Origin of the sequence: Pantoea sp. At-9b (assembly GCF_000175935.2) — a bacterium.
In the GTDB taxonomy this organism is placed as follows: domain Bacteria; phylum Pseudomonadota; class Gammaproteobacteria; order Enterobacterales; family Enterobacteriaceae; genus Pantoea.
This window is the reverse complement of sequence record NC_014837.1, coordinates 2,317,908-2,329,973: the sequence shown is the minus strand read 5'-3', so window position 1 is coordinate 2,329,973 and position 12,066 is coordinate 2,317,908. Positions and strand designations below refer to the sequence as shown.

Annotated in this window: 14 protein-coding genes and 1 pseudogene; 11 read left to right on the top strand and 4 right to left on the bottom strand. The window is 50.7% G+C overall.

Going from position 1 to position 12,066, the window contains the following annotated elements; genetic code table 11:
• Positions 1-15: 15 nt before the first annotated feature.
• From PAT9B_RS10685 to PAT9B_RS10640, 10 genes are all read left to right on the top strand, one after another.
• Positions 16-228 (top strand): hypothetical protein, encoded by a 213-nt coding sequence (locus PAT9B_RS10685; protein ID WP_013509281.1) that lies wholly within the window; start codon positions 16-18, stop codon positions 226-228.
• Between the two features lie 56 nt (positions 229-284).
• On the top strand, positions 285-638 hold the full coding sequence (locus PAT9B_RS10680) for a phage tail protein (RefSeq protein WP_013509280.1): 354 nt from the start codon (positions 285-287) through the stop codon (positions 636-638).
• Positions 635-1,339 (top strand): phage minor tail protein L, encoded by a 705-nt coding sequence (locus PAT9B_RS10675; protein ID WP_013509279.1) that lies wholly within the window; start codon positions 635-637, stop codon positions 1,337-1,339. Before PAT9B_RS10680 ends, PAT9B_RS10675 begins: the two co-directional genes overlap by 4 nt.
• On the top strand, positions 1,336-2,064 hold the full coding sequence (locus PAT9B_RS29660; protein WP_013509278.1) for a C40 family peptidase: 729 nt from the start codon (positions 1,336-1,338) through the stop codon (positions 2,062-2,064). Before PAT9B_RS10675 ends, PAT9B_RS29660 begins: the two co-directional genes overlap by 4 nt.
• Entirely contained in the window at positions 2,007-2,531 is a 525-nt protein-coding gene (locus PAT9B_RS10665; protein ID WP_013509277.1) for a tail assembly protein, read from the top strand. Before PAT9B_RS29660 ends, PAT9B_RS10665 begins: the two co-directional genes overlap by 58 nt.
• A 63-nt stretch (positions 2,532-2,594) precedes the next feature.
• A complete protein-coding gene (locus PAT9B_RS10660; RefSeq protein WP_013509276.1) occupies positions 2,595-5,663 on the top strand; it encodes a host specificity protein J in 3,069 nt (1,022 codons plus the stop codon).
• A complete protein-coding gene (locus tag PAT9B_RS10655; protein ID WP_041525795.1) occupies positions 5,663-5,938 on the top strand; it encodes a hypothetical protein in 276 nt (91 codons plus the stop codon). Before PAT9B_RS10660 ends, PAT9B_RS10655 begins: the two co-directional genes overlap by 1 nt.
• A complete protein-coding gene (locus PAT9B_RS10650) occupies positions 5,938-6,663 on the top strand; it encodes a hypothetical protein (protein WP_013509275.1) in 726 nt (241 codons plus the stop codon). Before PAT9B_RS10655 ends, PAT9B_RS10650 begins: the two co-directional genes overlap by 1 nt.
• A gap of 72 nt (positions 6,664-6,735) precedes the next feature.
• Entirely contained in the window at positions 6,736-8,007 is a 1,272-nt protein-coding gene (locus PAT9B_RS29390) for a tail fiber domain-containing protein (protein ID WP_013509274.1), read from the top strand.
• Positions 8,008-8,183: 176 nt separating this feature from the next.
• Entirely contained in the window at positions 8,184-8,387 is a 204-nt protein-coding gene (locus tag PAT9B_RS10640; protein WP_013509273.1) for a hypothetical protein, read from the top strand.
• A 586-nt stretch (positions 8,388-8,973) separates the two neighbouring features.
• Here PAT9B_RS10640 and PAT9B_RS10635 read toward each other — a convergent pair.
• Together PAT9B_RS10635 and PAT9B_RS10625 are read right to left on the bottom strand one after the other, a co-directional pair.
• Positions 8,974-9,218, bottom strand: a pseudogene (locus PAT9B_RS10635) (DinI-like family protein).
• Between the two features lie 547 nt (positions 9,219-9,765).
• Positions 9,766-10,062 carry a YciI family protein gene (locus tag PAT9B_RS10625; RefSeq protein WP_013509271.1) on the bottom strand — a complete coding sequence of 99 codons (297 nt, stop codon included), beginning with the start codon at positions 10,060-10,062 and terminating at the stop codon, positions 9,766-9,768.
• A 204-nt stretch (positions 10,063-10,266) separates the two neighbouring features.
• On the opposite strand from PAT9B_RS10625, the gene tonB reads away from it, so the two are divergent.
• A complete protein-coding gene (tonB, locus tag PAT9B_RS10620; RefSeq protein ID WP_190274630.1) occupies positions 10,267-11,010 on the top strand; it encodes a TonB system transport protein TonB in 744 nt (247 codons plus the stop codon).
• 33 nt (positions 11,011-11,043) lie between these two features.
• Here the strand turns inward: tonB and yciA are convergent, their stop codons facing one another.
• Both yciA and PAT9B_RS10610 read right to left on the bottom strand, forming a co-directional pair.
• A complete protein-coding gene (gene yciA, locus PAT9B_RS10615; RefSeq protein ID WP_041525794.1) occupies positions 11,044-11,460 on the bottom strand; it encodes an acyl-CoA thioester hydrolase YciA in 417 nt (138 codons plus the stop codon).
• Between the two features lie 66 nt (positions 11,461-11,526).
• Positions 11,527-12,066 (bottom strand): septation protein A, encoded by a 540-nt coding sequence (locus tag PAT9B_RS10610; protein ID WP_013509268.1) that lies wholly within the window; start codon positions 12,064-12,066, stop codon positions 11,527-11,529.

The window sequence follows — 12,066 nt, the reverse complement described above, 5'->3', positions numbered from 1 at the left end:
ACAAGGAGTGAGAAAATGCAACGCTACATCGAAGATATTACTGCTTTCGAGCATGAGGACGACTCGGGAATTATTGCCACGGTTAAGTTCATTTATGACGATCATAACCGGACCATCAAAGTGTTAGTGCGCATTCCTTACGACAAATTGGCGTCTCTGGCTGAAATTGAGCGGCGTCTGTTTGAAAAAGCCAAGCAACAGCTGCAAGAATTGGTGTCGGAAATTTAATATCCACACTGCATATTGAGAACCCGCTCCGGCGGGTTTTTTATTTGGAGTAACCCATGCCAGAAACTTTCACATGGCCACCGCAGAAGGCCTATACCGTCTCGCGGGAGCCGAACGTGTCTGTTGTGTCTCTGGGGGACGGCTATGAGCAGCGTCAGACCAAAGGCATCAACCCACTCATGGACAGCTACTCGCTTAAATTCGTGGGTTATGACGATTCAAAATGCTCCCGGCCTAATGTGGCAAAAGAGGCCGAAGCCTTTATTAAAGCGCGGTTGGCAGTTGATTCATTTTACTGGACGCCATCAGACACTGGGGTCCAGGCGCTTTTTGTGTGCCGATCGTGGTCAATGACGAAAACCGGCAACTATTACGAGTTAACCGCAACATTTGAACAGGTGCCAAGATGAGAGATATACCTGCCGAACTCATTATCGAAAGCGTCGATGCCGGTGTTGATGCGATGCTCGATCTGTTTGAGCTTGACCTTCAGGCATTTGGTGGCGATGTCATCCGCTTTCACTCAGGTACTAACGGTTATTACAACAATGTGATTTGGAAGGGGAATGCTTACTCAGCTTATCCGATTGCTGTAGAGGGGTTCGAAACTAAATCCGAGGGCACCTATGCCCGTCCGACAATGGCTGTCGCCAACATGGACGGTCTGATTACCGGGATCAACAGTGATTTTAATGATGCAAGCGGAGCAATATTGACCCGCCGGCAGGTGCTGGTAAAACATCTTGATGCAGTGAACTTTCCGAACGGGAATCCGGATGCTGATACCACGATGGAAGCTGTGTCCCGTTACACCGTGGAGGAAATGTCTGAAGAGACATTCGAGCAGGTCACTTACAGCCTTTCCACCCCGGTAGATCAGGACAACGCCGTGATCCCCGGCCGCACCATTCTGGCTGATGTATGTCAGTGGCTTTACCGGGGTGACGGGTGCGGTTACAGCGGCGGCGCGGTGGCTGATGAGTTCGATCAGCCGACATCGGATGCAACGAAAGACCGGTGTTCAAAACACCTCAGCGGTTGCCGCCTCCGGTTTCCCGCACCAGCGGTTAAACCCTACGGGGGGTATCCGGGGGCGAGTAAAATATCATGACTCTGGAAGATGAGTGCCTTCTCTACTCTGCTTCATCCGGTAATGAGGTGTGCGGCCTGATCCTGAATAACACGCACCTTGTCCGTTGTGAGAATGTCCACCCACAGCCATCCCAACATTTCAGAATTAGTGATGAAGACTGGATCAAAGCTGAAACGGCTGGAGAAATCACCGCCGTTTTTCATTCTCATCCAAATCCAAAACTGGTGCTGTCACCGGCTGACCGCACTGCACAGATAGCCACGGGCATTGACTGGTGGCTCGCCAGTGCCGGGTTACTGCGCAAAATCCGGCCTGTTCCTCATCTGCTGGGCCGCCGGTTCATTCATGGCATCACGGACTGCTACACGCTGTTTCGGGATGCCTATCACCTCTGTGGTATCGATTTGCCTGATTTTGAACGCACGAATGGATGGTGGCTGCGTGGCGAAAATCTGTATTTGAAAAACATGGCAGCAAACGGATTTTATGAAGTTTCCGCCGCAGATATCCAGCCCGGAGATGTCATTATCCGGCGCGCATTTCCCGAGGCGGACCCATGCCACGCCATGATATGGCTGGGGAATAACACCATTCTGCATCATGAGGTTTACGGGCGTCTGAGTCGGCGGGAGCAGCTTCGGAGGATTTACGCACCGTTAATCCATTCCATCTGGAGGCATGAACAATGCTCATCTTTAGATTTGCGGGGAATTTACGACGACATTTCCGCCAGATCGCTTTAAATGTTGATACCCCTTCACAGGGGCTGCGCTTGCTGCTCGCCCAGTGTCCTGCCTTCAAACGAGATTTTTATAAAACCCGCCTGCGTATCCGCATCGATGGCGGTGATGTGTCCAGCGACAGCCTGGCATTTCATATGGATCGGCATCTGAAAGACGGCGCGGCAGTGCTGTTCGTTCCGGTTGTTGAGGGAGCCATTGAGGCAGCGACAGCGGCCTGGATTATGGTGGCGGTTACGGTCGCCTCAGTGGCCTACTCGCTTTATATGACATCCACGCTGAAAACCTCCAGCTCATCGCAAAATGACTCAACCAGCATTACGAACAACTCGTTTACCAGCGCTGAAAACCGCGTCGGGCAGGGTAACCCCGTGCCAATACTTCTGGGCGAAATGGTGATCGGTTCGAACGTTGGCAGTCTCGGGATTGACACCAGCAATAACGAGGACTGGGACATCGCAATCAGCTGATAAACATAAAGTTAAATATTTACAGGGCTGCCTTAGGGCGGCCTTTTTTTGTGAGGTGCATTCATGAGTTCTGGCGGCGGCGGTAGCAGCACTCCAACCCTGGTTGATGACAATCTCAGATCAAAACAATACTACCGTGTACTCGATATTCTGACAGAAGGACCGATCTACGGTCCTGTTGATCAGACTTACCTTTCCTCCTTCCTGCTGAGTGGCACCCCCGTTACCGACGCCAGCGGCAATGTAACCATAAACGGTGTCAGCGCAGCATGGCGACCGGGTAGCGCCACACAGACGGCGATCACGGGTTTTGACACTATTGAAGCCACCACGATCGTCAACGCAGATGTGACCTATGACACGCCTCTGGTGCGAACGGTCAGCGATGTAAACGTCAGCCGGGTTCGTATGAATATTGGCGTGTCATCGCTGGTGGAGCAGGACTCAAAGGGAAACCAGAAAAATACCTCGGTCACAATGGTGATCGAGACTCGCACGGGTACGGCGGCATGGACGACTGCGAAAACGGTCACCATTACGGGGAAAATCTCGGGAGAGTATCTGGAAGCGCATCTGGTTGACGTGCCGGAAACCAAACCGTTTGACATTCGCCTGCGCCGTATAACAGCAGATAGCACAAGTGATCTGCTGAACAACGGTACAGTGTGGAACAGCTTCACTGAAATAACTGATGACAGCCTTTCCTACCCTTATACGGCTGTCGCGGGTTGCGTCATTGACCGTGACCAGTACACGGACACACCAACCCGCACTTATCATCTGCGCGGCCTGATCGTTGATGTGCCGGATAATTATGACCCCGAGACACGTACCTACACCGGGATCTGGACCGGTGGATTTAAGTCGGCATGGACCAATAATCCAGCCTGGCTGTTTCGTGCGTTGGTGAAAAATACCCGGTATGGCCTGGCTAAATATGCGGGCTATGTCGATGTTGATGACGGCACGCTATACATCCTTTCCCAGTTCTGCGATCAGGAAGTTGATGACGGTTATGGTGGTAAAGAGCCGCGCATTACGATGAACGCATACCTGACCGACGCCTCCAGCGCCCGCGACGTCCTGGATAAGATTGCCAGTGCGTGCCGGGGCATTGCACTCTGGGACGGGATGCGGTTTTCGATGATTATCGATAATCCGGCAGACCCGGTTGCCGTCGTGACCAATGCCAGCGTGGTTGACGGTAAATTCACGTACAGTTCGATGAAGCGCAGCGAACGCTATAACGCTGTTGTCGTCTCGTGGACAGACCCGAACAACGGCTGGAGCGCGTCGAAAGAATATGTTTCTGATGATGAGCAAATCAGCCTTTATAACTACAACGAAACGACGCTGGAGGCGTTCGGCTGCACGTCCCGTGGTCAGGCCGTGCGGGCCGGAAAATGGCTGATTGAGTCCTGCAAGCGTGAATACCGTAAGGTTTCATTCCAGATGGCGCGCGATGCTATTGCCTTCATGCCGGGCGATATTATCGAGGTTGCGGATAACAACCGTGCCGGAACGCGGCTGGGTGGTCGGATAATATCGCACAGCGGCCCACAGATTACCGTTGACGCTGATGTGACCAGCCTGGCCGGTAGCGGTGACTCGATGTCGATCATGGGTGCTGACGGGAAATTTGCTAAACACACCATTTCAGTGGTGAACGGTCCGGTTATCACGCTTTCCGCTGCACCGGCCTGGGTGCGTGACGGTACTGTGTTTGCAATTTCAATGGGAGAAGTGGCAACACAGCTTTTCCGGATCATGGGTATCACCGAAGATCAGAACAACTCCACTTACACCATCTCTGCAACCCGCCACGACCCGAACAAACAGGCGGTAGTTGACGAGGGTGCGGTGTTTGAAACGCCCAGCGATACGCTGAACACATACCGCGTGCCCAATGTTGAAAATCTGACCATCATCAATACCAATTCTGAAACCGTCCAGGTTACGGCGAAGTGGGAAACCGCAACCACCACCAAAAAGCTGACGTTTGAACTTACGGTTTACACGGAAGCCGGAACAGTGGTGAAAAGTTACGAGACTGAGGCATTTACTTATGATTTCTATGGGCTTGATGCGGGGAGCTATACGCTGGGGGTGCGTGGCCGCAACAGCAACGGCATGAAGGGGGCGGAAACGCAGGTCAGTCTGGTGATAGGCGCACCGTCTGCGCCAACCTTTATTCAGTGGACCCCGGGCATATTTTCGGCTGATATCGTACCGGTAATGAATGTTACTGCAACCACGGATACCTCTTTCGAGTTCTGGTACACCGGCGAGGTGCAGGCCAGCAGCGTTGCTTCGGTTGAGGATGAAGCGCAGTTCCTCGGTCGTGCGTCACAGTGGACGCTGCACGGCCTGAAAGCCGACACGACGTATTACATGTATGTGCGCACCAAAAACGCCTTCGGTGTATCTGCATTCGTGGAAGCGTCTGGTATGGCGTCTGATGATATACCGGGGATGATTGACTATATCGACGAGGCTATACGCAATTCGGAGACATTCGAAAACCTGTCGAAGGCGGTTGATACCAACATCGAAGGTATCCTGCAGGCCGCTCTCGACAGTGACGCAACCACCACCCATCAGATGGTCCAGTCAGGTAAAAACCGGGCTGACATTCTGACTGTACAGACCACCATCGCCACCAATGACAAGGCATATGCGCAACAATTCCAGCAAATCCAGGCGTCAGTTGATGACAACACTGCTGTAGTCAACGAGACCGCCACAGCGCTGGCCGACACTCAGGGGAATCTGTCAGCTCAGTGGGGCATTAAAGTTCAGACAAACAGCAATGGCACCACATCGATTGCAGGAATGCAGCTCGGGGTTGAAGGGAACGGATCAACAGTCCAGAGCTATGCGCTTTTTAATGCTGATACGTTTGCCGTCTACAATGGCACGAATGCACAGACGCCATTTGCCATCACTAACGAGCAGGTGTTCATAAACAGCGCATTCATTGCTGACGCGTCAATCACCAATGCGAAGATCGGGAGTTATATTCAATCCACAAATTACGGGGTTTCCGGTTATTCCGGCTGGAAACTGGATAAAACAGGTGGATTCTCTCTGGTGGATGCGAACGGCGTGGTCCGTATGGAGTGGGGGATTTAATGGCAAACACCTTTATCTGCCGAAATGCTGACGGAACAGTACAGTTCGATATGTCAAACCGTCTGGGGAAAATAAGGGGTATTACGCAGATTGCGGCCGGGGCAGCGGGGACAATCAACACGGGCATAGATACCAGCGTCAGTGATGTGTGGTTTTATGTTTATGCCTCGCAGTCTGATGTTTTTTCTGTTCCGCCCTCTGTATCAGTTTCCGGGGCGACAATTTCTTACTCCGGGGCGGGTTCTGCATATTCTCTTATTTATGGGGCTTACTGATGGCCTATTTCAGGCAGTACAATTCTGCAGGAAAGCTACTTTTTGATGCTTCCGCCCCGGCATATATGTGCATTGAGAAAGCAACGGTGACATTAAATGCACCGGTCAGTAACTATTATTCCGGGCTTGCCGCATATTACACGGTGTCTTTTACCGTGAAGACGGCATATCCGCCGATGATTTTTGTTCGGAGCGAGACGGCGAGTACGAATCATTACCGGGCTGCCTGTTGCATATCTTCACTTTCTGTCAGCGGGAACACGTATACGTTTACTATCTGGGGTGAGGGAACATCAAACCTGAATTCCCAGCAGGTTACGTATTATATTTTTGCGTGTCCATCAGACGATACCAGCGCAAGAGTGGGCGTTATGGCCCTGTGGAATGAGTCGGGTATCAAGACGTTTGACAGTGATTATAAGTACCTGCTCATCTCTCAGTTTTACTCATCACAGAATTCGACTCTTCCGGCAAACGTAACCGGCTCACTCTCTTCCGGACGGTCTTATGCATTCTGCAACACCCAGCTATCCGGGTTTGATGATTTTGGGGGTTCAAACAGTACAACCATTGCAGCTGTGGACCGATTCCAGTTCTGGCAGGATTCCGCAACCAGCTTTATCTATGGTCTTGGCGTTCTGAGCGACGCGCTGTCAAACAAACCTGCAGGGTCATTTCAGAATTTCAACCTCTCATTCATTCTCGCTGATGTAACGTCAATCTGACTGATATATAACGCATATTAACGTAACCGCAGATTCTGCTCTGTGGGGACACTGCACGCATGGAGAAGAGTTATGCCAGCAGGCACGATTACTTTAACCAATGGTTCCACTGCTGTAACAGGTAGCGGAACAGCTTTTACAACTGATGTGGCGGTCAACGGGTTTATCGTGGCGAGCGTTGGCGGTACGGCGTATACGCTGGGGATCAGCGCAATAACAAGCAATACTGCGCTGACATTGACGCAGGCATACACCGGCCCGACAACATCGGGTGTTTCATTTGATTATGTCCCTCTGGCAACGCTGAATCTGATAACGTCTGCGCTGGCATCTCAGGTTACTTACGCCATTCGCGGGCTGAACCTGGACAAAGCGAACTGGCAGCAGATTTTCAGTGGTACCGGTAATGTCACTGTTACCTTGCCAGATGGGACGACATGGACGGGACCGGCATGGAATGGAATCTCAACTACTCTCGCTGGGAAAATGGATAAAAGTGGTGGTACGTTCACTGGAGCTATCAACGGAAATTCACTGAGCTTTGCCGGAGGGGCATTCTCCGACAACGTGACTGGTGCGACCATTCAAGCTACATCTACCCTACGATGTGGGGACTATACGAATAGCCAGAACTATGTCACTACAGGTTCGGGTGTTATCGAGATGTATGCTGCTCAGCCTTTCATTGACTTCCATTATGGAAACAGCGCGCTTGACTATACCTCCCGCATTATTAGCGACGGTTCCTATCAGATTACGGTGAACTTCGCCAGTTCGCTTACAACTGGTGGCGGCATGTTCCGTGTGAACAATGGCGGCTATTGCTGTAAGGCTGGTAGCACAGGTGCATTTGCATCTTATGTCTATAACATGAACTGGGTAAATCCGGGTTCTGGTTCTCAGATGGCCCTGTATGTCGGCACCACCAATACGGGATATATCACGACCACATCTACTTCTGACAGGCAGCTTAAAAAAGACATCACTTACCTTGAATCTTCGGCACCAGATGACACGCTTGCTGAAGTCCTGAAGTGGAAGGTTGCCAGCTTCCGATATAAGGCACGGGGTATCATCGAAGAATCCATTGAGAAACTTGGATTCATAGCCAATGACCTGGTGGAGGTTTCCCCCCAGACGGTTACAGGTAACGGTCTGCCGGAAGATTATGATATTGAGGCTGACCCTAATGGGATAGGGGATGCATATGCCCTGGACCAGGTGGCCTTGATAGCCAAACTTACGATGGCTGTGCAGGCACAACAGCAGTTGATAAGCGCACAGAGTGAGGCCATCACGACTCTGGAAAACCGTTTAGCTGCGTTAGAAGTAACTGGCTCATAAAAAAAGCCCGCGCTCCAGTCAGGTAAGCGCGGGCAATGTTGAGATGTTACTGATGACAAATTTACCACCACTCCCATAATGTCAATTTTTCAAAGTATGCCGCACTAAATGCTAAAAACCTGTCCTCTATTACACGGCAATAATCAAGTCGGGTCGACATATTAGTGAGATTACTTATGGAAATTGATGAAGAAAGAATGCGCATGATGGTCTCTGCGATAGGACGTGCAGCTGTTGATCTGAAATTCAGCGGTCGGCGGGTATCCGAACAGACTATTGCAGAAAAGCTTGACCAGTTCAGGCGGGCTGAGCCTGGAATTGTCGGAAAAAAAGTATACATGGATGCTGCCGACATTATGAGATATGGCAGATTACAGTGAAAATCGTTAGCTCTGAGTCTCAAATAAAAAAAGCCCGCGGTCCAGGATTGATGTGCGCGGGCGAAAGGTTACCTTGATTTATGAGAGCAACATGAGGTTGACATGTTACATACACAGTTTAGCAGTGATATATGACGGTGATAAAAAAATACCTGCGCAGGGCAGGTAGAAGTGTTCAGAAGGGGAAATAATCTCGTATGCAACACGTATGCTGTGTGTGATGCATCTCTATAATAGAGACAATCGCTACTTTGTACACAATCGGCACTATGATTTAATTTTGTCAGTCCGATGCATTAATCTTCTGTATGTCAGACGGACACACAGGGATGCTGTAAGCAGTGATGCAAACAAAAAAACCGGCACTAAGGCCGGGGGTATAATCTGCACCATCAATACGGAACCAGCAAGTTCCAGTGCGCTGAGAATAGTTTAGAGACGTTATAATATGAAGTGATATAAATCATTCCTGGCGATAAAAAAATCCCGCGCTCCGGGAGAGATGGTGCGCGGGTAAATGAATCATCAATGCTTAGTCCACGGCATGTCGGTGTGGCATGCCATAGAATAATTGTAGCAGAGGATATCAGTGGAACCAGTCGTCAGCAGATTCCCACGCCCCCTGAAGCAGCTTCGAAACAATCTCTTTGTCGCCTTCCTTATCCCTCGCTCTCATACTGACAGTCCGTCATTACTGGCGGTCTTCACTACGACATTCAGATCGGGATAGCTCCGGCTGAGTCGCTTTGTCAGTTCCACCTGCAGCGCATCCATTGCACCTTTCGGCATTTTCCCTGCTTTCTCTTTCGCAATCTTCACTTCAACAATCATGCTTCCCCCTGATCACTTTCCAATAACCATTACCCATAACCGGTTCTGGATGGATGTACAGTTAATTTATGTGCTGTGATCTCATACAGTGCAACAGCGGAGTTGAAATCATGGGCTTCCCATCTCAGGCCAGTGACTACGTCGAGCGTCGACTCGATTGAATGAGTTGATGATATTGCACCCGGCAGCAACAATTTTTGTCCCAACAGCAGACGGGATTGGACTGGTCGACAGATCGATAAGGCCAAAAGCGGGGGACACGATTTACTTTGAGGCGTTCGGCGGATGTCAGTATGGTGCGCTTGGATCTCACTGCATTATTTGCCAAGACGGCGATACACTTGAGGGAGAGGCCTGGAAGAGGTGACGATTATCGGCGTTTAGACTTGGGGCATAATCCGGTCTTGGTATGGAGAAGGGCCGACAATTTAGATGCTGGTTAATTTTCAAACAGAAAAAATAATGTGTACCTTATTGTGTACTCTTTAATATCAACCAGCCATGAGATTATTCATAACTGGTTGATTTTATATTAATTAATAATTACTCAAAATACCCGTTTGAACGGCTTGACCGCCACTTGCTTATACACACCCGCCGCAATATAGGGGTCGTCATTGGCCCATGATTGTGCTGCTTCCAGTGACGGGAATTCGGCAATCACCGTAGAACCGGTAAAACCCGCAGCACCAGGATCGTTGCTGTCGACGGCGGGCATCGGGCCAGCAATAATCAAACGCCCCTCATCCTGCAACAGTTGCAGTCGTGCCAGATGGGCAGGGCGTACAGCGGTGCGTTTTTCGAGCGAGTCTGCATTGTCTTCCGCATAAATGACATAAAGCACGATAGGGAACTCCCGTTAGACTGGTCTGATTTGCCGAACACGTTAAGTGATCGTTACACAGAGTGCAAACGAAAGATAATCCCACTGCTATTCGGCGCAAATGGGGCTAAAAAAGGCATTTACGGTACACACTTAACACTGCTTATTGAAACTGATTGCTATTTGCATTTAAAATCTGCGCTTCACTCAATGAACATGACTGTTATGACGACGCTGACTACGCCTTTTCCCAAACGTACCCCCGTTTCTGTGCTGTTATCTGTGGTTCTGCACGGCACGGTAATTGCCGGCATTCTTTATGCATCGTTTCATCAGGTCATTGAGGTTCCGAAAGCATCCCAGCCGATCAGCGTTACGATGGTAGCCCCTGAAGTGCAGCCTGAGCCAGCACCGACGGTGCAGACCCCGCCACCGCCGGAACCAGAGCCCACTCCTGAGCCAGTGCCAGAAGTCGCGCCGGAACCGCCGAAAGTTGAGCCTGTTCCCATCCCAATTCCTAAGCCTGAACCGAAGCCGAAGCCCAAACCAAAGGTTGAGAAGAAGCATGAGCCGAAACGTGAGGTGAAACCGCGCGAAGAAGCGAAGCCTCAGGCTCCGGTGAAAACGGATGCGCCGACGACTCAGACGCGCCCGACCACGGCACCGAGAACCACCCCAACGTCAACGCCTTCCGTTTCTGATGGCCCGAAAGCGATGAATGTCAGCAAGCCAGCTTATCCGGCACGCGCCTTCGCGCTGCGTGTTGAGGGGCGTGTGCGTGTGCAGTTCGATGTTGATAGCGATGGTCGTGTCGATAACATCCAGATTCTGTCTGCGGAACCGCGCAACATGTTTGAACGTGAAGTGAAACAGGCGATGAAGAAATGGCGTTATCAGCCAGGTCGTCCCGGCACTAATCTGACGATGAATATCGTCTTCCGTATCAACGGCGGTGCGAATATCGAATAAGAAAAAAGCGGTCAATGACCGCTTTTTTTGCTGTTAATCGCTCAAATTCGCTTTGCCGGGTGGTAGTGGACGTGATTTGCCGGTGTTATCGATGGCGACGTAAATAAACACCGCTTCGGTTGCACAATATGTCTGACCAATCGGCTCCGACGACACTTTTTTGATCCACACTTCGACGTTAATCGTCATGGAACTATTGCCGGTGCGAATACAGCGGCAATAGCAGCTCACCACATCGCCTACCGCAACCGGCTTCAGAAAACTCATCCCGTCGACCCGCACGGTGGCAACACGGCCTTCGGCAATCTCTTTAGCCAGGATAGCACCGCCCATATCCATCTGCGACATCAGCCAACCGCCAAAAATATCACCATTGGCGTTGGTATCTGCCGGCATGGCCAGCGTGCGCAGCACCATTTCGCCTTGCGGCAATTTATGTTTTTCGTCCATTGCTTCAGTTCTTATGCAGGTGAGGCGGTGACCGCCAAAAAACCCGGCATAGCCGGGCATCAGAGATTATTTTTCTTCTTGTTGTGGCATATGTCGCCAGATGTAGGCGCCACTTAACAGGGTAAACAGCAGGGTAAGACCCGTCAGACCAAACACCTTAAAGTTAACCCAAAACGCCTGCGATAACCAAAATGCAACATAAATATTCGCGAGGCCACAGGCAAGGAAGAAAATCGCCCAGGCAATATTCAGACGTCGCCAGACGGCATCGGGTAACTGCAACTCTTTACCCAACATGCTTTGGATCAGCGGTTGCTTCATAAACCACTGACTGTAGAGCAGCGCCAGCGCAAACAGTGAATAAATCACCGTGACTTTCCATTTGATAAATTCATCGTTATGGAACACCAGCGTCAGGGTGCCAAACACGGCAACCAGCACGAAGGTGATGATGGTCATTTTCTCCAGTTTACGGTACAGCACCCAGCTGGCGATCAGCGCAATGCCCGTCGCGACCACCAGCGCACCTGAGGCGACAAAAATGTCGTAAAGTTTGTAGAAAACGAAGAACACGACCAGGGGAAGAAAATCGAGTAACTGCTTCAT

Excerpts from the sequence above, each read along its gene's own strand:
- PAT9B_RS10685 (WP_013509281.1), top strand. The coding sequence starts at position 16 with ATGCAACGCTACATCGAAGATATTACTGCTTTCGAGCATGAGGACGAC.
- PAT9B_RS10680 (WP_013509280.1), top strand. The coding sequence starts at position 285 with ATGCCAGAAACTTTCACATGGCCACCGCAGAAGGCCTATACCGTCTCG.
- PAT9B_RS10675 (WP_013509279.1), top strand. The coding sequence starts at position 635 with ATGAGAGATATACCTGCCGAACTCATTATCGAAAGCGTCGATGCCGGT.
- PAT9B_RS29660 (WP_013509278.1), top strand. The coding sequence starts at position 1,336 with ATGACTCTGGAAGATGAGTGCCTTCTCTACTCTGCTTCATCCGGTAAT.
- PAT9B_RS10665 (WP_013509277.1), top strand. The coding sequence starts at position 2,007 with ATGCTCATCTTTAGATTTGCGGGGAATTTACGACGACATTTCCGCCAG.
- PAT9B_RS10660 (WP_013509276.1), top strand. The coding sequence starts at position 2,595 with ATGAGTTCTGGCGGCGGCGGTAGCAGCACTCCAACCCTGGTTGATGAC.
- PAT9B_RS10655 (WP_041525795.1), top strand. The coding sequence starts at position 5,663 with ATGGCAAACACCTTTATCTGCCGAAATGCTGACGGAACAGTACAGTTC.
- PAT9B_RS10650 (WP_013509275.1), top strand. The coding sequence starts at position 5,938 with ATGGCCTATTTCAGGCAGTACAATTCTGCAGGAAAGCTACTTTTTGAT.
- PAT9B_RS29390 (WP_013509274.1), top strand. The coding sequence starts at position 6,736 with ATGCCAGCAGGCACGATTACTTTAACCAATGGTTCCACTGCTGTAACA.
- PAT9B_RS10640 (WP_013509273.1), top strand. The coding sequence starts at position 8,184 with ATGGAAATTGATGAAGAAAGAATGCGCATGATGGTCTCTGCGATAGGA.
- tonB (WP_190274630.1), top strand. The coding sequence starts at position 10,267 with ATGACGACGCTGACTACGCCTTTTCCCAAACGTACCCCCGTTTCTGTG.
- yciA (WP_041525794.1), bottom strand. The coding sequence starts at position 11,460 with ATGGACGAAAAACATAAATTGCCGCAAGGCGAAATGGTGCTGCGCACG.
- PAT9B_RS10610 (WP_013509268.1), bottom strand. The coding sequence starts at position 12,066 with ATGAAGCAGTTACTCGATTTTCTTCCCCTGGTCGTGTTCTTCGTTTTC.